Source organism: Polyangium jinanense (assembly GCF_028435265.1).
Taxonomy (GTDB): domain Bacteria; phylum Myxococcota_A; class Polyangia; order Polyangiales; family Polyangiaceae; genus Polyangium; species Polyangium jinanense.
The window spans coordinates 1-20840 of record NZ_JAGTJK010000055.1 but is presented as its reverse complement, the minus strand read 5'-3'; the positions used below and the strand labels follow the sequence as shown (position 1 = coordinate 20840).

At 69.0% G+C, this 20840-nt stretch carries 16 protein-coding genes; 10 read left to right on the top strand and 6 right to left on the bottom strand.

The window, feature by feature from the left end:
- The first annotated feature begins 9 nt into the window (after positions 1-9).
- A complete protein-coding gene (locus KEG38_RS46115; RefSeq protein ID WP_272427165.1) occupies positions 10-840 on the top strand; it encodes a homocysteine S-methyltransferase family protein in 831 nt (276 codons plus the stop codon).
- Between the two features lie 3 nt (positions 841-843).
- Here the strand turns inward: KEG38_RS46115 and KEG38_RS46110 are convergent, their stop codons facing one another.
- Positions 844-2079: an acetyl-CoA C-acetyltransferase gene (locus KEG38_RS46110; RefSeq protein WP_272427164.1), complete on the bottom strand. Its 1236-nt coding sequence runs from the start codon at positions 2077-2079 to the stop codon at positions 844-846.
- 105 nt (positions 2080-2184) lie between these two features.
- Between KEG38_RS46110 and KEG38_RS46105 the strand changes: the two genes are divergently transcribed.
- The 3 genes from KEG38_RS46105 to KEG38_RS46095 all read left to right on the top strand — a co-directional run bounded on the left by KEG38_RS46105 (position 2185) and on the right by KEG38_RS46095 (position 4675).
- On the top strand, positions 2185-3543 hold the full coding sequence (locus tag KEG38_RS46105; protein ID WP_272427163.1) for a DUF2330 domain-containing protein: 1359 nt from the start codon (positions 2185-2187) through the stop codon (positions 3541-3543).
- Between the two features lie 65 nt (positions 3544-3608).
- Positions 3609-4226 carry a TetR/AcrR family transcriptional regulator gene (locus KEG38_RS46100; protein WP_272427162.1) on the top strand — a complete coding sequence of 206 codons (618 nt, stop codon included), beginning with the start codon at positions 3609-3611 and terminating at the stop codon, positions 4224-4226.
- Positions 4223-4675 carry a PaaI family thioesterase gene (locus tag KEG38_RS46095; protein WP_272427161.1) on the top strand — a complete coding sequence of 151 codons (453 nt, stop codon included), beginning with the start codon at positions 4223-4225 and terminating at the stop codon, positions 4673-4675. Before KEG38_RS46100 ends, KEG38_RS46095 begins: the two co-directional genes overlap by 4 nt.
- A gap of 10 nt (positions 4676-4685) precedes the next feature.
- On the opposite strand, the gene KEG38_RS46090 is transcribed toward KEG38_RS46095, so the two are convergent.
- Complete coding sequence (locus KEG38_RS46090) at positions 4686-5639, bottom strand: hypothetical protein (RefSeq protein WP_272427160.1); 954 nt, start codon at positions 5637-5639, stop codon at positions 4686-4688.
- Positions 5640-5740: 101 nt separating this feature from the next.
- Between KEG38_RS46090 and KEG38_RS46085 the strand changes: the two genes are divergently transcribed.
- The 3 genes from KEG38_RS46085 to KEG38_RS46075 all read left to right on the top strand — a co-directional run bounded on the left by KEG38_RS46085 (position 5741) and on the right by KEG38_RS46075 (position 9069).
- Entirely contained in the window at positions 5741-7156 is a 1416-nt protein-coding gene (locus KEG38_RS46085) for a serine/threonine-protein kinase (RefSeq protein WP_272427159.1), read from the top strand.
- A 186-nt stretch (positions 7157-7342) separates the two neighbouring features.
- On the top strand, positions 7343-8320 hold the full coding sequence (locus KEG38_RS46080) for a hypothetical protein (RefSeq protein WP_272427158.1): 978 nt from the start codon (positions 7343-7345) through the stop codon (positions 8318-8320).
- Positions 8317-9069: a glycerophosphodiester phosphodiesterase gene (locus tag KEG38_RS46075; RefSeq protein ID WP_272427157.1), complete on the top strand. Its 753-nt coding sequence runs from the start codon at positions 8317-8319 to the stop codon at positions 9067-9069. The genes KEG38_RS46080 and KEG38_RS46075 overlap by 4 nt, the downstream gene beginning before the upstream one ends.
- A gap of 9 nt (positions 9070-9078) precedes the next feature.
- On the opposite strand, the gene KEG38_RS46070 is transcribed toward KEG38_RS46075, so the two are convergent.
- The 3 genes from KEG38_RS46070 to KEG38_RS46060 all read right to left on the bottom strand — a co-directional run bounded on the left by KEG38_RS46070 (position 9079) and on the right by KEG38_RS46060 (position 13974).
- Complete coding sequence (locus KEG38_RS46070) at positions 9079-9969, bottom strand: LolA family protein (RefSeq protein ID WP_272427156.1); 891 nt, start codon at positions 9967-9969, stop codon at positions 9079-9081.
- A 378-nt stretch (positions 9970-10347) separates the two neighbouring features.
- Positions 10348-12177 (bottom strand): HTH domain-containing protein, encoded by a 1830-nt coding sequence (locus KEG38_RS46065; protein WP_272427153.1) that lies wholly within the window; start codon positions 12175-12177, stop codon positions 10348-10350.
- Between the two features lie 291 nt (positions 12178-12468).
- A complete protein-coding gene (locus KEG38_RS46060; protein ID WP_272427151.1) occupies positions 12469-13974 on the bottom strand; it encodes a MopE-related protein in 1506 nt (501 codons plus the stop codon).
- Between the two features lie 116 nt (positions 13975-14090).
- Here KEG38_RS46060 and KEG38_RS46055 point away from each other — a divergent pair, with 116 nt between their 5' ends.
- The 3 genes from KEG38_RS46055 (at position 14091) to KEG38_RS46045 (ending at position 17392) form a co-directional block, all read left to right on the top strand.
- A complete protein-coding gene (locus tag KEG38_RS46055; RefSeq protein WP_272427150.1) occupies positions 14091-14456 on the top strand; it encodes a hypothetical protein in 366 nt (121 codons plus the stop codon).
- Between the two features lie 345 nt (positions 14457-14801).
- Positions 14802-15083, top strand: a complete 282-nt coding sequence (locus tag KEG38_RS46050) for a hypothetical protein (protein ID WP_272427149.1) — start codon at positions 14802-14804, stop codon at positions 15081-15083.
- A gap of 83 nt (positions 15084-15166) precedes the next feature.
- The gene (locus KEG38_RS46045; protein ID WP_272427147.1) at positions 15167-17392 is read left to right on the top strand and encodes an FG-GAP repeat domain-containing protein; all 2226 of its coding nucleotides are present in this window, start codon (positions 15167-15169) and stop codon (positions 17390-17392) included.
- 86 nt (positions 17393-17478) lie between these two features.
- On the opposite strand, the gene KEG38_RS46040 is transcribed toward KEG38_RS46045, so the two are convergent.
- The gene (locus KEG38_RS46040) at positions 17479-20745 is read right to left on the bottom strand and encodes a DUF4215 domain-containing protein (RefSeq protein ID WP_272427146.1); all 3267 of its coding nucleotides are present in this window, start codon (positions 20743-20745) and stop codon (positions 17479-17481) included.
- Between the last annotated feature and the right edge of the window lie 95 nt (positions 20746-20840).

Genomic DNA, 20840 nt, shown 5'->3' with positions numbered 1-20840 from the left:
TAAGCCGAGATGCGCCCCGCGATGTGCACGATCCTCGACGGACCGATGGGAACGGAGCTCGCCGCGCGCGGCGTGCCCACGCCCGCGCCGCTCTGGAGCGCGCTCGCGCTCGATCGCGCGCCTGAGGTCGTGGCTGCGATCCATCGCGACTACGCGGCGGCGGGCGCGACGGTGCACACGGCGAACACGTTCCGGACCAAGCGGAGGAGCGCGGGCGAGCGCTGGGAGGAGCTCGCGCGGAGGGCGGTCGTGATCGCGCGGGAGAGCGTGCCGCCGGGGCATCGGATCGCGGGGAGCGTGGCGCCGCTCGAGGATTGTTACAGGCCGGATCTCTCCCCGACGAACCCTCGTCCCGAGCACCGTGAGCTTTGCGAGGTGCTCGCGGATGCGGGGGTGGATCTGATCCTCTGCGAGACGTTCCCGCACGTCGGCGAGGCGCTCATAGCGGTGGAGGAGGCTTTGCGGACGGGTTTGCCCGTGTGGGTGGCGTTCACCGCGGGGCCGGATGCGGATTTGCTGACGCCGGCGGAGGTCCTCGCGGGCGCGCGGGAAGCCGCGGAGCGGGGGGCGAGCGCCGTGCTCATCAATTGCACGAAGGCGACCCGGACCTTGCCGTACGTGGAAAAACTCGCCGAGGTGGGGATTCCTTTCGGTGTTTATGCGAATGCGGGCGCCGTGCAGGAGGGCATTGGTTGGGGGGAGGCTGCGCGCGGAGCGGAGCTTTATGCGGAGCTCGCGGAAGCGTGGATCCAGGCAGGGGCGACGATCGTCGGCGGGTGCTGCGGGACGGGCCCGCAGCACGTGCGGGCGATCGCGGATCGAATGCGGGCGAAAGGCTGAACCTCAGACCCGTTCGAGGATCGTGGCGATGCCCTGACCGCCGCCGATGCACAAGGTCACGAGCGCGGTTTGCGCGTCGCGACGCTCGAGCTCGTCGAGGGCGGTGCCGAGCAGCATCGCGCCGGTCGCGCCGAGCGGGTGGCCGAGCGCGATGGAGCCGCCGTTGACGTTCACGCGATCCGGGTCGATCCCGAGCGCGCGCGTCGTTTGCAACGCGACGCCCGCGAAGGCCTCGTTGATCTCCCACAGGTCGATGTCACGCGCCTCCATGCCCGCGGCGCGCAGCGCTTTCAGGCTCGCCGGCGTGGGCGCCGTGAGCATGATGAGCGGCTCGGTCCCGACGGTCGCCATCGAACGGATCCGGGCGCGTGGCTTCACGCCTTTCGCCTTCACGTACTGCTCCGAGGCGAGCACCACCGCCGCGGCCCCGTCGACGATGCCGCTCGAATTGCCCGCCGTATGGAAGTGCCGGATCTCCTTCGCCTGCGGGTATGCGGCCAGCGCGATCTGATCGAGCGTCTCGCCGTTCGGACCGGCCCCCGCGCTGCCGAGCGCGACGAACGAGGGCTCGAGCGCGGCGAGCCCCTCGGCCGTCGTGTTCGGCCGGGGAAACTCGTCCTGCACGAGGAGCGTCGCGCCCGTCTTCGGATCCGTCACCGGGATCAGCGATTTCGCGAATCGCTTCTCCTGGATGGCGCGCGCCGCGTTCTTTTGAGAACGCAAGGCCACGGCGTCGATGTCCTCACGCGTAAAACCTTCCAGCGTGGCGATCAGATCGGCGCTGATGCCCTGGGGGACCTGGAAGACGCGCTTGCGGAGCTCGAGGTTGCCGCCGTCCTGCCCGCCGCCGTCGGAGCCCATGGGGACACGCGACATGCTCTCCACGCCGCCGGCGACGACGAGGTCCATCGCGCCCGAGCCGACCGCCATGGCGCCGAAGTTCACCGCCTGGAGGCCCGAGCCGCAGAAGCGGTTGAGCGACACGCCTGGTATCTCCTCAGGCCACCCTGCTGCGAGCACCGCGTTGCGGGCGAGGTTCGCGCCTTGTTCGCCGACCTGCGAGACGATGCCCGCCATCACGTCTTCGACCTCGCGAGGATCAAATCCGGTACGCTGCGGAAGCGCCCGGAGCACCTGCGCGAGCAGTTCCTGCGGGTGGACGCCCGAAAGCGCCCCCTTCCCAGCCTTGCCGCGCCCTCGCGGCGTCCGTGCGGTGTCGATGATGTAGCTCGTTCCCATGTGGTCGCTCCCTTCGTATGACGTTCATCATATGATAATCATCATGTGTCCTGTCAAGGCGGCGTCGACGACGCCGTGCGGACCTCTTGCCTTGGAGACGTCGCGATGAAGCTCTTTCGTGCTCTCGTTTTGTCCCTCCCGCTGCTCGCCGCGCCCGTCCTTCGCGCGGGTGATGCAGAGGCTTGCGGCGGCTGCATCATCAGCCAATCCGAGTCCACGCAGGTCTCGAGCCACCGGATGATCCTCTCGATCTCCCAGCAGCAGACGACCCTCTGGGATCAGATCACCTACGCAGGCGAACCCTCGTCCTTCGCGTGGGTGCTGCCCATCAAGGGTGAGGTCGAGGTCGGGCTCTCGTCGGACGCCCTGTTCGGGATGCTCGATCAGTGGACGCGCGTGGAGATCCTCTCGCCCACCATCACCTGCACGCTGCCGCCGGGTTGCTTCGGCGGCTTCGACGGGGGCGTGGGCTTCGCGAGCAGCAGCAGCACGGGCGGCGGCGGCGTCGTGGTCATCGCCGAGGAGGTCGTGGGGCCTTACGCGACCGTACAGCTCAAGTCGCAAGACCCGAACGCGCTGACGAACTGGCTCACGATGAACGGCTACAACATCCCGCCCGACATCGCGCCGATCATCAACGCGTACGTGCAGGAGGGGTTCGACTTCCTCGCGCTCAAGCTCGTGCCCGGCCAGGGCGTCAACGCGATGCGCCCCGTGCGTGTCACCGGGCCCGGCGCGTCGCTCTCTCTGCCGCTGCGCATGGTCGCCGCGGGGACGGGTGCCACGACCCCGATCTCCCTCTGGGTGATGGGCGAAGGCCGGTACGAGCCGAAGAACTTCCCGCGCTTCGAGATCGGCGTCTCGGATCTCGTGTGGAACTGGGACACGGAATCGAGCAACTACAAAGAGCTCCGGCAAAACAACTTCGACGCGTCCGGCGGCAAGGCGTGGCTGATCGAGACGGCCGCGCCCTTCTCGAAGTACTTCGCCGAGGGCCTCCTCAACACGGCCCAAAACGACCCGGCGAACAGCGGATACGGGGACGATCCCGCAGGGCCGACCGCGCTGGAGGAGTGCCAGGCCGACCTCGACAAACTGTACGGCACGATCGACGACCAGAATCTGTGGGTGACGCGCATGTACGCGGAGCTCTCGCGTCCGGCGCTCGCGGCCGATCTCGTCGTGGGCGCGGCGGCGGAGCAGGTGAACGTCGAACGTTACCTTCAGGTTTCGAAGACCGCGGGTACGCCCCCGCCCTGCCCGCCGCCGCCACCGGGGTGCGAGGGCGCAGGAGGCGCAGGAGGGGCCGCGGGTGCAGGCGGAAACGGGAGCGGAAACGGGAACGGAAACGGGGACAGCGGCGGAGGATGCGCCGTCAGCGGCGCGTCGAGCTTGCCCGGAGCGCTCGCCCTCCTCGGCGGCGCGGCGCTCGTGTCCGCCGTGCGCCGCCGCCGCCGCCCTTGACGGCCGCTCGCTCGGTTCCTGCCCGCGAGGTTGACATGATGAATGTCATATGACATTCATCATGCATGAAGAAGGAGCCCCTCTCCAAGGCCGATCGCTGGGAGCGCACGCACGAGACGTTGCGGCTCACGGCGGCGCGTCTTTTGCGCACGCGAGGCCTCAGGCTGCCGTCGGTGGCCGACGTCATGAAGGGCGCGAAGCTCACGGTCGGCGGCTTTTACGGGCACTGGGAGAGCAAGGAGGCGCTCTTCGAGGAAGCCCTGCGCGACGCGCTGCGGAACAACTGGTCCGAGCTCGTACAAGAGTCGCGCGGGGAGACGGCGAAGGAACGGCTCACGTGGATCCTGCGCCGCTACCTCTCCCGCTCGCACCGTGACAACCCCGAGGCCGGTTGCCCGCTGCCCGCCACGCTCAGCGACATCTCCGTGCTCGGCGCGCCTTATCAGAAGGCGTTCGCCGAGGAGGTCGAGTCGCTCGCCGCGGAGCTCGGCGAGGTGGCCGGGCCGATCGGCGGCAAGCAGCTCGCGCTCGGGCTCTTCGCTTTGATGGTCGGCGGCCTGAGCCTCGCCCGCGCCACGGAGGGGACGCCCCTTTCGGACGCCATTCTCACCGCGAGCCGCGCGCTCGCCTACGCCGCCCTCGATCGCGCCGAGCAAAAGGCCTCGGAGAAGGACGAATCATGACGACGACCGAAGAGACCCCCTGGATGAAGAAGATGCGGGCGATCCTGAAGGGCGCCGAGCCGCCGCCGATCGCCAAGCTGATCGGCTTCGAGCTCGTCGACGTGGGCGCAGGCTCGGCGGTCTTCACGCTGGTCGGCGATCCGAGCAAACACGCGAATCCGATGGGCACGATGCACGGCGGCGTGCTGGTCGATCTCGGCGACGCCGCGATGGGCTTCGCCATGGCGAGCACGCTCGCGGAGGGCGAGAGCTTCACGACGGTGGAGCTCAAAGCGAATTATTTCAAGCCCGTATGGAAATCGCGCCTGCGCGCCGAGGCGCGGATGGTGAAGCGGTCGCGGTCGCTCGGGTACATCGAATGCGACATCGTCGACGAGGAGAAGGCGCTCGTATGCCGGCTGGCCAGCACGTGCATGGTGCTGCGCGGCGAAGCGGCTCAGGGTCGCTGAGCCGGTCCGCCTATTGGCAACCGATGCGGGTCGTGGCGAGGGCGACGTCGTCGAACCAGAGATTCATGTCCTGGCCGGCGTAGCTCTCCCATCCGAGCTTCAAATCCGTGACGTTCGGCTTCCAGTTCGGCTTCTGCGTGAGCCATTGCTGGTCCACGTCGGGCGTCGGGGTCCCGTCGATCACGAGGCCCGGGACCTCGGCGCCGTCGACCCAGGTCCGGATCGCGCCCGCGGCGCCGTCGACCTGGAACTCGATGCAGCGCCATTGATTCGCCGTGAGCGCGACGCTCATGCCGATGCCCGTGGGGCTGAGCGAGGGCAAGGTCGCGTCGTCGGATTCGCGGTTCCACATGAGGATCTTGCTCTGGCCGCCCATGCGGAGATCCTTGGGGCCGTCGTTCTCGTCGCGCATGGCCATGAACGTCGTGTGGCCGTCGCCCTGCGCGTCCGACATGCGCAGGTAGAAGCGGCCATAGACCACGTCGCCGAGCTCCGCGAACGCCGCGGTATGCGCGATGAAGACGTGATTGCAATAACCGCCCTTGCCCGTCACGAGCACGGAGTTCTTGCCGCTGTGCGCCTGGGTCGCGTCGACGGCGGCCGTGCCGGAGCCCATGCAGTTCGGCATGACGACCGCCCAGCGTGCCGGATCCGGCGCTTCGCCTGCTGTGGCGGCCTCGAAATCGTCGCAAAGGGGCAGATTCGAGCAATCGAACGCGGCGCCGCCCGCGCCGCCCGCGCCACCGGTGCCGCCCGCGCCGCCCGATCCGCCGCTCGCGGAGCTCGAGCTCGACGTGGACATGCCGCCCGCCCCGCCCTGCCCACCGCTACCGCCTTGGCCGCCGCTGCCACCCTGGCCACCGCCGCCCGCGCCGGTTCCACTTCCGCCTTCGTCGCAGGCGACGACCGGGACGGCGAGGACGAGGAACAGAAATACGTGAGGAAGGATCGTTCGTAGGTTCATCAGGGCTGCCTACCAGGGTTTCCCCTGGCAAGCGAGGCCGCCGGACGTACTGAACATTTGCTCATTGCCAACGGTAGGACCGTCGTTTACCTTGGCCCGGCTTGATCGGCGAGACTCTGGGCCAGAAGTACAAGCTCATTTCCCTGCTCGGACGAGGGGGGATGGGCGCCGTCTACGAAGCCGCGCACACCGAGACGGGCGCGCGGGTCGCCGTGAAGGTGCTCCATCACCACCTCGCCGAAGGGGAAGGGCTGCGCCGCTTTCGTCGGGAAGCACAGGCGGTCTCGCGCATCCAGAGTCCGCACATCGTCCGTATCCTCGATACTGGGACCGACGAACCGAGCAGAAACCTTTATTTCGTGACGGAGCTGCTCGAAGGCGAGGACCTGCAGCGGCTCATCGACCGGATCGGCACGCTTTCGCTGCGCGGCGCCCTCGGTATCGCGAGCCAGGTCCTCCGCGGGCTCGCCGCGGCCCACGCGGCGCGCGTGGTGCATCGGGACATCAAGCCGGCAAACCTTTTCCTCGCCCGCGAGCCGAATGGCACGCTGACCGTAAAAATCCTCGATTTCGGCATCGCGAAGGTCCGCGCCGAGCCACTCGGCCTCGGGCAGACGACGGACCTGACGGCCACGGGAAACCTGCTCGGCTCGCCGCTCTACATGTCGCCCGAGCAGGTGCAAAACAGCCGCGATGTGGATCATCGGACGGATCTGTGGTCGCTCGGGTGCGTGCTTTATGCGGCGCTCGCCGGACGGGCGCCCCATCAGCATCTTTCGTCGATCGGGCAGCTCCTCGTGGCCATTTGCGTGACGCCGGCGAGGTCGCTCGTGGAGGTCGCGCCGTGGGTGCCCGCGGATGTGGCCGCGGTCGTCGAGCGCGCACTCGCGATTCCCGCGGAATCGCGGCCCCAGAGCGCCGAGGAGATGCTTTCGGAGCTCGCGAGATTCGTTTCGCCCGGCGAGGTGCTGCGGGAGGATTTGCTGGCGACGGGAGACCGAGCCCGCGGGGTCGTGGGTTCGAGCACGCCGCCGAGCCCGCCTTCGTCGATGTCAACGCCGCGGTTCGTCGTGCCGCCCTCCTCGGAACGGCCGATTCGAGGGGACGAGCCAACGGCATGGGCGGGATCGATCACGGAGATGGCGCCCTCGGAGGGGCCGCGGTCGGCCGCGCGATCGGCGGTGCCAAAACTTCCGACGCGGGTGGCCGGGCGGCACGTGACGGTGGATCCACGCCGATTCCTCGGGGAGCAGAGCGAGCTCTGGACGTTCTCGCTCGACGTGCACACGCACCTTTCGAGTCTGATCGCGCGAATCTGGAAGGCATTACGCCGCGCAGGCGCGAAGGTGCCTCCGATGACGTACGGGACCGAATGGATCCTGTTCGAGCCGCGGACGAAGCGGTTCGTCGAGGACGACCCATGCGAGGGCGGAGAACGTTTGTCCCTGGAGGCCGCGGGGATCCGGCCAGGAGCGGTGCTCTGGGTGATGACGCCCGCCGAGCGCGGTACGGCTTGATCCGAAAGCCCGCTCGTCCGTGCGGCCGGCGAGGCAGGCGGGGCGTCTGTCCCGGCGGGAGCACGGCCTGCTCGGCAAGCGCTCGCTACTTGGTTCCCCGCTCCGAAGCCCCCATGCGTCGATGCGCGAAAAAACGTCCGAGGCGCGCGGTGCTCGGTCGTGGGGGCCGTGCTACCGCTGTCCCGCGTGAGTAAGCCCCGCGATATCGTCGTCGCCACGCACGGCCACTGCTTCGACGGCATGGCGAGCGCCGCCGTGTTCACCCACCTCGCGCGCTCCCTCGCCCCCAGGCAGCCGCTCTCGTTCCGGTACCGCTCGTGCGGCTACGGCCCCGGCATGCAGACGATCCCGGAAGGGTGGCTCGACGGCGAGGAGAACGCGATCCTGGATTTTCGCTACACGAAGAGCACGCGCCTCACGTGGTACTTCGATCACCACATCACCGCGTTCGGCTCGGCCGAGGAGCAACGCGAGGCGCTCGCCTCGGAGGACGCGTCGCACCACGTGTTCTACGAGCCCACGTACGGTTCGTGCACGAAGCTCATCGCAGACGTGGCGAGCAGCCGGTTCGGCATCCGGAGCGAGGCGCTCACGCCGCTCGTCGCCTGGGCCGACGTGATCGACGCGGCCCGTTTTCCCTCGGCGGAAGCGGCAGTCGATCGCGAAGAACCCGTGCTCAAGCTGGCGTCGGTCGTGGAGCACCACGGCGACGGGCCGTTCCTGAAGGACATCGTGCCGCGGCTGCTCGAACGGCCGCTCGAGGAGGTGGCGCGCGGAACGGACATCGCCGAGCTCTTCCGCCCGCTCGGAGCGGCGCGCGAGACGTTCATCCGCCGCGTGAAGCAGGTCGGGACGATGATGGGAAGCGTGGTGTTCGTGGATCTCAGCGACGCGCCGATCGACGCGGCGGCGAAGTTCGTCACGTACGCCCTCTTCCCCGAGGCCGTCTACTCCGTGACGCTCACGCGCCAGAAGCAGCACTGCAAGGTGTCGGTCGGGTACAACCCCTGGTGCGGCAAGGAGCGGCGGCACGACATCGCAGCGATCTGCCGGCGTTACGACGGCGGCGGGCATCCGGTCGTGGGGGCGGCGTCGTTCCCGCTGTCGGAGATCACGCGTGCACGCACCGTGGCGCTCTCGATCGCGCGGGAGCTCGACACGTGAGGTCGCGCGGCGCCCTCGCCTTCCGGCGCGCGAACGGGCGGCCACCGCTCGTGTACGGGCACCGCGGCGTACGCGGGGCGCGGCCGGAGAACACGCTCGCGGCCTTCGAGCTCGCCGCGGAGGAGGGCGCGGACGGGATCGAGCTCGACGTGCGCGTCGATCGGGACGGCGAGCTCGTCGTGCTGCACGATCCGACATTCGAGCGCGTGACGAGCGGCGCGGACACGCGGGCCGCGGCGGATCTGCCATACGAGGAGATCCGGCGGATCGACGTGGGGAGCGGGGAGCGCGCGCCACGGCTCACGGAGGTGCTCGCGCTGGCGCAGGCGCGCAAGCTCTGCGTCAACGTGGAGATGAAGCACGACGTGCCGGATCGAGCGGCCGTGGTGCGAGCAACGGCGCGCAAGCTCGGGGCCTTCGATCCACGCGTGCCGGTGATCGTGTCGTCGTTCGATCCGCGCATGGTCGCGGCGCTCGGCACGCTCGCGCCGCGGATCCCGCGGGCGCTCCTGGTGCATCGCACGCGCTGGTCGCGGGCCGCGCTCGAGCTCGCCCGGGGCCTCGCGCAGGCAGCGCACGTGGAGCGGATCCTCACGCAAGGCAGCACGGTGCGGCGGCTCTTGCAGAGCGGGCTCGTGGTGAACGTGTGGACGGTGAACGACACGCGCGAGGCGATGGATCTCGCAGCGCTCGGCGTCGACGGGATCATCACGGACGTGCCGGGGCTCGTCCGCGGGGCGCTTGGGTAGCCGCGTGGTCTACTTGTCGCAGGTGACGTAGAGCTTGCGCACGCCGCCGGGCTCGGTCTGCTGAAAGGCACCGGGCACGAGAGGCGGGTTCCACCGCGCTTCTTTGTACTGGAAGATCACGTCTTCCTCGGTGTGCGGGACGCGCATGCGGATCGAGCGCGGCAGCTCCGCGTCGCAGGCGCCGCCGATGGGCTGGATCGGGTCCTCGATGCCGTCGGGATCAACCCGCGGCGGCGCAGTGCGGGCGGCCTCGTGGTTCGAGAGCTCGGCCTGGTAGAGGTCGACGCCGCGCTGCGAGACGAGGACGGAGAGGACACGCACGCGCTGCTGAGACCAGGGTTTGTCCCAGTCCTCGGGCCGGATGCCGAGGTGAATCTCCTGCTGCGCGTCACGCGTGCTCGGCACGAGGACACGGTAAAACCCCTTGTCAGTGTCCCAGTTGATCGTGGGGGCGCCGGGCTGGTGCAGGAGGACGGGCGCCTCGCCGCGGAGGAGCGATACGAGCGCGTGCCCGGGGATGGGGACGCGGGTCATGCGCGCGAGGTTGCAGGGGCTCGCCGGGCCAAAGAGGAATTGCTTCTCCTTCACGTCGAGCATCTGGAAGCGTTCGCCGTCAGCCGTGAGGGTGTAGAGCATGGCCCCGAAGGGGCTGACCACGTCGAAACGGACGCGGTCGGGGTTCACGGCAAAGAGGTGGACCTCGCCGCGGACGCGGCCTTCAGGGGCGAAGCGGTCGATCTTGGCCTGGCCTTGGACGCCGTTGACGCACGCGTAGGTGGCCTTCATCCGGCCGAGCGCGTCGTCTCCCGTGGGAAAAACGGACGGAGGCGGACGCGTGCCGCACGCCGTGGCGAGGAGGGTGGCCGTGATGAGGGAAAACCGTGCGACGTGGGCGCGCATGCGGGCTGGACCGTTGCAGGAAAGTCCGAGCCCGTCAACGTGGCGGGGTTCCACAGCGTAGCGCCGGGGTTTCACCCCGGACCCCGACCAGGGGTTGTTCACCCCTGGACCCGAACCAGCGCAAGCGCTGGACCCGGGGTCGATGAACTGCGCGATGCGCAGTTCATCGAACAGGCCAGGTCAAGACCAGCGATGAGGAGCGCTGCTGTCTTGGCTGGCAAGATCGTGGAGGGTCTTGTCGCGGGCCCGTCCGAGAAACCGCGCATCGCGCGGTTTCTCGGCCCTCGGTCCAGGCCGTGCCTGGTCCGGGGTGAAGGGGGCGGACAGCCCCCTTCTGGGGTACGGGGCAAAGCCCCGCGACCGGCCCCCCACCCAGGGTCAGGAGGCGCGCAGCGCGTCGAGCAAATCGACGTCCGGAATCGCGATCGGCAGCCGCGCCCGGATCACCGCCACGTCGTTGTCCTCGCACAGACGCGCCACCGCGAGGCCGTCGTAGAGCGCGATCGGCGCCGTCCCCGGAACGGACGCTTCTTCCCGCGCGCCGGACAGCGTTTGCCCGGCCGTGAAGATCCATCCGACCGTGGCCGGCCCGTAGTGGTGGAGCGAGCCGCGCAGCTCCGTCACCCGCTCGCGACCGACCTCGCGGCCGTCGCGGCGGATCACGATCGCCACCCGGATCTCGTCGTTGCCCATGCGCAGGACGCCCGAGAAATGCGACTCACCGCCGGGCGCGCCGGCGCGGCGCACCGCGCGGAGCTGGCCGACGCCCATGCGCTCGAGCGCAAGGACGCAAACCTCGATGAACGCGTGGCCGGGCAGCTCGCCGAGCTTGCGGGCGAAGGCGCGGCGGGCCGCGTCGCGGTAGCGCTCCACCGCGGCGAGGGCCTCCTGCTCCAGGCGCGCGAGATCGCCGCCGAGCAGCCAGTCTGTCAGGGCCACGCGGCCGCCGGCGAAGCGGAAGCGCGGGCGCTGACCGGCCGCGATCCGGCGGGCGTTGTCGGCGCGCACGGCGGCGGCCACCTGCGACTGCACGAGCTGCGCGTCGCCCGAGAGGCGGCCGCGGCGCTGCGCCGTCTCGGCGATCTGCCGCAGGGACACGGCGCCGGCGTTGCGATCAAACGTCGACAGGATCGCGGCCACCGCGTCGGCGAGCTCGCGCCCGGCGAGATCGTCGAGCGCCGGATGACCTTCACCCGGGGTCAGCTCGATGACCTGCGGGCCGCGGTAGACGGCCTCGGTCGGCGCCACCTCGCGCACGATCTCGCGATCGCGGCCGATGTCCCGATCGCGGTCGCGGTCGCGGCCGATGTCGCGGTCCCGATCGCGGCCGACGTCGCGGTCGCGATCGCGATCACGTCCGTCGCGACGAACTTCGAACGCGGGCGTCGCCGTGTACGAGGGCAGCCCGCCACCGCTCGTGGGCAGGGCCTGGGCCTCGCCGTTCGTGCTGCGACCGCGGCGACGGCGGCGACGACGACGGCGGCCTTCTCCTCCGGGCTCGGCAGCGCCGCCACCGGCGCGCTCGTCGCCACCGCCGAGGATCGGCTGGTCGTCGTCTTCTTCCTCGTCGAACATCTCGGCGGCGCCGGCGGCGGCTTCCGCGCGCATCACGTCGTCGGGGCCGGCGGGGCCTGCGTCGATCTCGTCCTCTTCCTCCGCGCGTGCGTAGGATGGAGCCGAGGGACGGGGCATGGGCGGAGACAGCTTGGCGGGGACCGGGGACACGAGCGTCTCGTCGTCCTCATCGGCCTCTTCCTCGGCGGCGGGGGCGACCTCGGCGGGGGCGACGGGGGCGGCCGCGATCTCCTCGGGCGCCTCTTCCGTCTCGGCCTCCGCGGCCTCCGTCTCGGCCTCCGCCTCTTCTTCCTCGGCGACCTCCGGGGCGGCCTCTTCCTCGACCTCGTGCCGGGCGGCCTTGGCGGGCTCTTGCTTGCCGCCGCGCTTGCCCTTCTTGCCGTCGAGACCTGCGCGCAGCGTCTTCTCGTCCCACTCCCGCAGCGCGAAGACGCCGGGCTTGACCCGGATGAGCGGCGTGTCGGACGAGTCCTTCTTGAGCATCGCGGCGAGCCGGGCGCCCATCGTGACCTCGGGGCTCTTCCCGACGTGGCTGAGCAAGTTCTTCTCTATCGCGATATCGGTGATCTCTTTGTAGTGGAGCGGCCTGCCGACGAGGCGAAGCACCTCGGCCGCTGCATCGGTAAACGTCATCTTTTGTCCAGCCCTTCGGGCGCTCCCATCACTTGGGCGCTCCTCTTGGTGCGCGTCGCACGTGCCGTCCTAGTTTCGACGCCACGCGCTGGGCCTCTGCCCGCCACGACCGGGAAGCGCACATTCGCTCCCACTCGGCCGGACACGCTACTGAACAGCCGCATAACACGGGACGATCGACGAGTCAACCGCGGCAGCCCGAACGAACGTCCCGACCCGCACGAATACGACCCGTGCGAACACCCTGGACGGACTTTTTCCCGACGAACATGCGCCGCCCGCTTGCTACCGCTACGGCCGGTAGGTCTTCGGGGTCGCGAGCTTGCCCGGCAACCAGCGGAAAAAGTCGAGGATCGTGGACGAATCGAAGATGCCGTCCGACGAGTCCCACACGATGAACTCCACCGTCGCGATCTCGCCGGGAACGATCGGCGCCTCGGTGGTCAACCATCCCGTGCTCCCGCCGATGGAGCTCGGCGTGTTGTTGCAGGGCGAGTCGAAGTCGTCGTAGCCCGTGCCCGCGAGCTCGGATTTGCCCCCGGAGCAGAAATTGAAGCCCGGCGTGCCGAAGCAACCTGTCGGGCCGGCCACGCAACGATCGAAGAAATTCAGGTTCACGGAGCCGGGCGTGCCCTGGCCGTCGAACACCACGTTGCGGTTGTTCGCGATTCCCGACGCGTTCGTCTTCAACAGCACGACCCAGAGGTCGTTGAACGGCGAGCAGGCATACTCCGGGTACTCCGAGGACCAGTACGCATGATCAAACGCGAAACTGTTCGCGTTTGTAGGCGTACGCACCTGAATCTTGAGGTTGACCGGGTCGAACGCGGTGGACGCGTCGGGGACCGGGCATCCGGATTTGTTGGTCGGGAAGCCGGGGGGCGTGGCCGACTGCGTGTTGTTGTTCGTGCCGCCCTGCGGCGTGCCGAACTGGAAGTAAGGCTGGCTCGGCGTGGCCGCGAGGCCCGTCGAGAGGAAGACGAAGTTCTGGTTCGCCCGCGGGCCGAGCACGTTGCCCATCGAAGTGATGATCGCGTGCGACTGCGGAAACGGCGTGCCCGTGCCGTCCGCGAGCCGAAGCTCCGCAGAAATCACGCCCCAGCGCTTGTTCGCCCCGGTCGCATTCAGCGTCGTCGTCTGGCAAAGCTCGATCGACTTCGCGTAGTCGAGCGGATCCTGCGAGGTGTACGAAAGGCCCGTGCCGCATGCGATGTTCGGGTTGTCGCTCACGCCGTCGCAGTCGTCGTCCTTGCCGTTCGGGAACTCGAATGCGCCCGGGTTCACCAGCGGATCAGCGTCGTTGCAGTCGCCGTCGCAGACCGAGTAGCCATCCCCGTCGGCGTCCGGGCAGGGTCCGTCGGGCGTCACATCGACGGGGACGTCTTGCGGCACGTCCTCGGGCACATCGAGCGGAACATCCACCGGCACGTCTTCGGGCACGTCCTCGGGAACGTCTTCGGGCACGTCCTCGGGAACGTCTTCGGGAACGTCGATCAGCACATCCTCGATCACGTCGATCGGCACGTCCTCGATCACGTCGTTCGGCGCGTCCTCGACGATCTCCTCGATCACGTCGAACACGACATCCGGCGACACATCGGGCTCCGCGTCGGATCCGTCGGGCGAGACGTCGGGCTGCGCGTCTTCGTCGAGCGCGTCGGGGCCGGCGTCGTCTTCGTCCTCGTCCAGGGTGTCTTCGTCCTCGATGTCGGTGCGCGCGCCGCAGCCCGGCCCGAGCCAGACGGCCGGCGCGGCGAGCGCAACCAGAACGAGACCCCAGCGAAACGAAAAGCGCACGACCCAAGCCTCCCGAGAACACCCCCGGCGACGACACACACCGCCGCCGATCCGGAGAGTATCAGGAAACGCAGGAAACGTACGCCGTCCGCCTCGAACGGGAGTACGCTCGGGGGATGGAGCTCGGGCGGCTCCTCCAGGAGCTCATCCACGCCGCACGCAAAGCGGGTATCACCGTGCGCTCCGAGTCCTTCGACCCCTCGCTCTCCGACGGCGGCAAGAAGTGGCGCGGAGGGCTCTGTGTCATCCGCGGCAAACGGTTCATCCTCGTGGACGAACGCGCCCCGCTCGTCGACCGCATCGCCACCGTCGCCGCCTCGCTCGCCAGCGTCGACCTCGAGCACGTCTTCCTTCCCCCGATCGTCCGAGCGACCATCGGCGCTTACCAGCGCGAGTCCCCCGAGCGCCCCGTCCCGAATGCGACCGTCCCGCTGCCGCCCGTGCGCGCGCGGCTCCGCCGCCCCGACGACGAAGACCCCTGAATCCCACGCGGCGTCCACGCGCACGCTGAGCCAAAAGCGCCTCAATCGCCGGCGCGTGCAGGACGGCACGATCACGCTCCGGACCGCCGGGCGCGAAATCCACGGTCTCCGCGTCGCCACGATTGCGCGAAAAAGGAACGATTCCAGGATGGCACACGCGTTGCTCCGCAATGACGCGCGCCTCGGGCGCGTCGGGGGAGCTTGGGGGCCCGCCTCCTCCCGTACCCTTTTCGGGCCCAACGACGCTCTTCGCGCTTACTTCCCATGACGCAATCCCCTCCAAGGGTCACGCCTCCGCGGGCCACGCCAGCCCCCGAGAGACCCCATCGGCCCGATTCCACGCAGATGCCCACGCCCGGCGCGAACCGCCGTCCGCCGAGCGTGCCCCCGAGCGCCGAACCCGCGCGCACGAAGCGCCCCTCGTCGAGCGTGCCGCCACCCGCGCCCGGCCTCTCCGACGCCGCCGCCGCACTCTCCGGCGCCGCCGCCGCGCTCCATGATGCCGCCACCACGCTCGAAGGCGCGGCCGCCCGACTCGCGGCGATTCGACCCCGCGCGCGCACGAGCACGTTCTCGGGTACGACGCCCCCGGTTCCTGGCACACCGCCGGACCGCGATCGAACGTAGTGGACGTACTTTCGGCGTCTTGACGCGCACTTCCTTCCCCGTTCTCCTTCCGCCTCTTAGGAGGTCGGAAGATGCGGAGAACGATGAAGGCACTTGGAGCCATTCTGATCCTGGCCCTCGGAAGCGCGGCCGGTTGCAGCGGCGGAGGCACGGAGCCGACGGGTTCCGGCGCGAGCTCGGGCACGGCGGGCTCGGGGGGAATGGGTGGTGCCGGGGGCGGAACGGGCGGCGACGCTGGGACGGGCGGCGTGTTCGTGCCGGGATGCCCGTCCGGAATCGTCTGCGGCGCCGGCGATTGCTGCGCCGTGGGCTCGGAGTGCGTGATCGACGCCTGCCTGCCGGCCTGCGCCACGAACGTCCGTTGCGGCGCCGATCTCTCCGTTTGCTGCGGGCAAGGCGAGGTCTGCGTGGCGGACAAATGCGAGCAACCCGGCGGCAATTGCCTCGACTGGGCCGATTGCGCCGAGGGCGAGTTCTGCGAATCGACGCTCGGCGTGTGCTTGCCGCAGCCGCCCCCGGGCTCCGCGACCTGCGAATACAAGCCGCCGCCCGGCCCGCTCACGCCGGTGCTCGAATGGTCCTGGACGGAGAGTCCCATCTTCCCGGAGTTCCGCCAGGTCATCAACATGCCCGTCGTCGTCGACCTGGAGAACGACGGCACCCCGGACGTGGTGATCGTGACGTCCAACAACTTCAACGCAAGCCAGACGGCCTACCTGCGCGCCTTGAATGGCAAGGACGGCGTCGAGAAATGGGACGCGAACGTGGACGTGTACGCCGACGCGAACCGCGTGCAGCCGCGCGTGACGCCGGCGGCGGCGGACATCGACGGCGACGGGTTCGTGGAAATCGTGACCGGCAAGGCGGGCGGCGGGCTCATCGCGTTCGAGCACGACGGCAAGGTCAAGTGGACGTCCAAGCAAACGGACGGCACCACGGCCTGGAACGTCGGCCTCGACTCGGCCACGGTGGCGATCGCGGACCTCGAGGGCGACGGCAAACCCGAAATCGTCGTCGGCGGCGCGGTCTTCGATGCGGCGGGCGTCCTCCGATTCAACGGCGGCGCGTTCTTCGGGGCAAACACCGGCACCTACGGCGCCGTCAGCATCATCGCCGACCTCGACGGCGTGATGCCGCAGGAAATCGTGGGCGGCAAGAAAGCGCTCCGGGCCGACGGCACCACGTACTGGGAGCAAGCCGCGCTCGTCGACGGTTATCCCGCCATTGCGGATCTCGACCTCGATGGCAAGCCCGAGCTCGTCGTCATCGCGCAAGGCACCGTGCGCGTCCAGAACCCGACGACCGGCGCGGTCATCGCCACCGTCGCGATGCCCGGGACCGGCCTCGGCGGCCCTCCGACCATCGCCGATTTCGACGCCGACGGCTTGCCCGAGATCGCCGCGGCGAACGGCACGGCGTACTCCGTCTTCGAGTTCGAGGCCGGCGAGACGGCTACGCTGTCCGTGAAATGGCAAAAGACGACGCAGGACGGCTCGTCGAACCGCACGGGATCGAGCGTCTTCGATTTCCAGGGCGACGGCGCGGCCGAGGTCGTCTACAACGACGAATGCTATTTCCGCGTCTATGACGGCGCGACCGGGGATACGCTCTACGAGGAAAAGAACCCGTCGGCGACCATTCACGAGTACCCGGTCGTCGTGGACGTCGACGGCGACAACAACACCGAGGTCGTGCTCGCGGCGAACGACCTCAATAGCCAGAACAGCTGCCCCTACGGCATGAACGGCCTGCGGCACGGCGTCTACGTCTACGGCGACGCGGGCGACAACTGGGTCCGGACGCGCAAGATCTGGAACCAGCACGCCTATCACCTCACGAACGTGAACGCGAACGGCAGCGTGCCCTCCCCCGAGCCCGCGAGCTGGATCGGCCCCTTCGGCCTCAACAACTACCGCCAGTCGAACCAGGGCGCCGGCGTCTTCAATGCGCCCGACCTGCAGGTCAGCCTCGAAGCGTCGCTCGCCCCCTGCACGGACGGCTTCGTGGATCTCCGGGCGTTCGTGCAAAACAAGGGCACGAACGGCGTCCCGCCCGGCGTGAAGGTGAGGTTTTACCGAGGCGATGGCCCGAGCGGCACGTTCATCGGCGAGGCGACCACCACGAAGGCGCTCCTGCCCGGCCAGTACGAGCTCGTCACCGTGCAATACAAGCTGATGCCGAGCGACATCGTCATGTCGTTCTACGTCGAGGTCGACAAGGACGAGGGCGGGCAGAGCGGCCTGAACGAGTGCCTCGAGGACAACAACGGCACCACGCTCGGCGGCGTCGAGTGCGACAGCGCGAACTGATATCCCCTGCCTGAAATGAAAAGGGCGGACCCGCGTGGGCCCGCCCTTTTCATTTCAACGCGGGCCCTCTCCGGGCCCGCGCCTTTTCACGCGACCTTGCGCCGCCGCCCGAGCACAAGGCCGAGCGCGCCGAGCACCACGAGGAGCGATCCCGCGTGGCCCTCATCCGCACCAGGCGCCGTCCGGCAGCCGCAGCCGCCGTCGTCGGTCACGCCGCCGCCCGCGCCGGCCGAACCGCCATCGCCGCCGGCGCCACCGTCGCCGCCCGCGCCGCCTGCGCCGCCGGCACCACCCGCGCCGCCTGCGCCGCCTGCGCCGCCGCCTGCGCCGCCGCCGCCGCCCGCGCCGCCCTGGCCCTCATCGGCGCACGACGCGCTGCAACCGTCGCCGTCCGCCTGATTGCCGTCGTCGCACTCCTCGACGCCCGATTGCGCGAACCCGTCGCCGCAGCTCGCGTTCTCGCACGTCGACAGGCACGTGTCCGTGTCCTCGTCATTGCCGTCATCGCACGCCTCGCCCGCCTGCACCACGCCGTCGCCGCACGTCGGCAACGAGCAGTCGTTCTTGCAGCCGTCCGTGTCGTCCTGGTTGCCGTCGTCGCAGGCCTCGACGCCGTCCTCGACGAACCCGTCGCCGCAGCTCGCCTTCTTGCAACCCGAAACGCAACCGTCGGTGTCGTTCGTGTTTGCGTCGTCGCATTGCTCGACGCCCGATTGCACGAACCCGTCGCCGCAGCTCGCCGAGAGGCACGTGCCGAGGCACGCGTCCGTGTTCGACATGTTGCCGTCGTCGCAGGCCTCGCCCGGCCCGACGATGCCATCGCCGCAGCCCGGCAGCGAGCAATTGTTCCGGCAGGCGTCGTCATCGACCATGTTGCCATCGTCGCAGGCCTCGACGCCCGATTGCACGAAGCCGTCCCCGCAGCTCGCCGCCTTGCAGCCGACGAGGCACGCGTCCGTATCGTTCGCATTGCCATCGTCGCAAGGCTCGACGCCCATCTGGACGAACCCGTCGCCGCAGGTCGCCTGCACGCACTGATTCAGGCACGCGTCCGTGTTGCTCGCGTTGCCGTCGTCGCATTGCTCCACGCCGGCCTGCAAGAAGCCGTCGCCGCAGCTCGCCTGCACGCAGGTGCTCAGGCATGCGTCCGTGTTCGAAACGTTGCCGTCGTCGCATTGCTCGACGCCGGTCTGCGTTTGCCCGTCGCCGCACTTCGCGGTGACGCACGTGTTCAAGCACGCGTCGTTGCTGCTCTGGTTGCCGTCGTCGCACTGCTCGAAGCCCGCGCGGACGACGCCGTCGCCGCACTTCGCTTGCACGCAGGAGTTCAGACAGGCATCCGTGTTCACCATGTTGCCGTCGTCGCACTGCTCGACGCCCGTCTGCACGTACCCGTCGCCGCATTTCGCGGTCGTGCACGAGTTCAGGCAGCCGTCGTCGTTGTTCATGTTGCCGTCGTCGCACTGCTCGACGCCCATTTGCACGACGCCGTCGCCGCACTTCGAGGCCTGGCACGTGCTCAGGCAGGCATCATTGTCGTTCTGGTTGCCGTCGTCGCACGTCTCGACGCCGGCCTGCACGTAGCCGTCACCGCAACCGGCGTTCTTGCAGCCCATGACGCAGGCGTCGGTGTTCATCATGTTCCCGTCGTCGCACTGCTCGACGCCGGTCTGCACGTAGCCGTCGCCGCAGCTCGGATTCGTGCAGGCGTTCAGGCAAGCGTCGTTGTTCGACGTGTTCCCGTCGTCGCATTGCTCGCCTGCCTGCACGTAACCGTCGCCGCAGGCCGCGGGCTTGCAGGTGTTCGTGCACACGTCGATGTTCGACATGTTCCCGTCGTCGCATTGCTCGACGCCGGCCTGCACGTAGCCGTCGCCGCAGGCCGCGGTCTTGCAGCCCATGACGCAGCCGTCGGTGTTCGACGCGTTCCCGTCGTCGCATTGCTCGACGCCCGTTCGGACGAACCCATCGCCGCAGGCCGCCGCCATGCACGTCGCGAGACAGGCGTCGTTGTTCGACGCGTTTCCGTCGTCGCATTGCTCCGGCCCGTTCGTCAGGCCGTCGCCGCAATACGGTCCGGGGCCCGAGCAGTCGGCCTTGCACTTGCCGTATTGCCCGTTCGCCACCCCGTCGTCGCACATCTCGCCCGCGCCGAGCGCCCCGTCGCCGCAGACCGAGGCGGGCGCGTATTCGTAGGCGCCCATGTCGAACTCGGCGCCATTCAGGCCGTCACCGTTGAGCGGCCGGATCGTGCCCTCGATGTCCTTGTTCGGCGCGCCCATCGCCGTGCCCACGTCGATGCAGAAGCTCGACGGCTGGAGCTTCAGGTTCGTCGGCGCCCCGACATAGAGCGGGTTCGTGCTGATGCAGCCCGTCCCCGCCGTCACGCTCGAGTAATTCGTCGAGTTCCCCCACACGTTGGAATACGTGACGCCGGCGGTCGTCGTGCCCTGCCCCGTCTGCCGGTACACGCCCGTCGAATTGTTCGTCACGATCGAGTTCTTGACGTTCAACGTCGCGCTCGACCCCGTCGCCGCGTACACGCTGGCTGCGGTGCCGTTCCCGTTCATCGTCGTGTTCGTCACGTTCACCGTGACGGTCGAGGAGTTCGACGTGTCCACTCGCACGCCGTCGTACGAGTTGTTCCGGACAATCGAATTCGTGAGCGAACCGCTGCCCTTCTGGACGAAGTAGGCGCCGTAATAGTTCGTGTGCAGCGTGATACCGTCGATCGCTTGCGTCCCGTCCGGGATCCACAGGCCGTAAAACGCCTCCGTGATCACCGCGTTCGACAGCACGTTCCCCGTCGACGACGCGAACAGATGCACGCCCCACCATTGCGCCGTGCCCGTCGACGACGACTCCAGCAGCACCGGCTGCGCGACCGTCCCGCCGGCCTTCAGCGTGCCCTTCACGAGCAGTTCCACTTCCGTCGTGTCGGCCCCCGCCCCCATCGCGTCCGTCGTCGCGAACCGCACCACGACGCCGGGCTCGATCGTCAACGTCACCCCGGGCGCCACCGTCAGATCGCCCGTCGCCGAATACGGCGACCCCGCCAGGTTCAGCGTCGTATTCGTCCACAAGGTTCCGAGCAGCCCGCTCGTCGGGTCACTCGTGTACGGCAGCGCGCCGATGTCACCGCCCATCTCACCGGCGAAGCGGCACGGCGAGTTCGACGTGATTCGCAGGTTCGACGGCGCCGACGTATACAGCGGGTTGCTGCTGAACGCCCCCGTCCCCGCCGTCACGCTCGAATAATTCGTCGAGTTCCCCCACACGTTGGAATACGTGACCACGGCGTTCGTCGTGCCCTGCCCCGTCTGCCGGTACACGCCCGTCGAATTGTTCGTCACGATCGAGTTCTTGACGTTCAACGTCGCGCTCGACCCCGTCGCCGCGTACACGCTGGCTGCGGTGCCGTTCCCGTTCATCGTCGTGTTCGTCACGT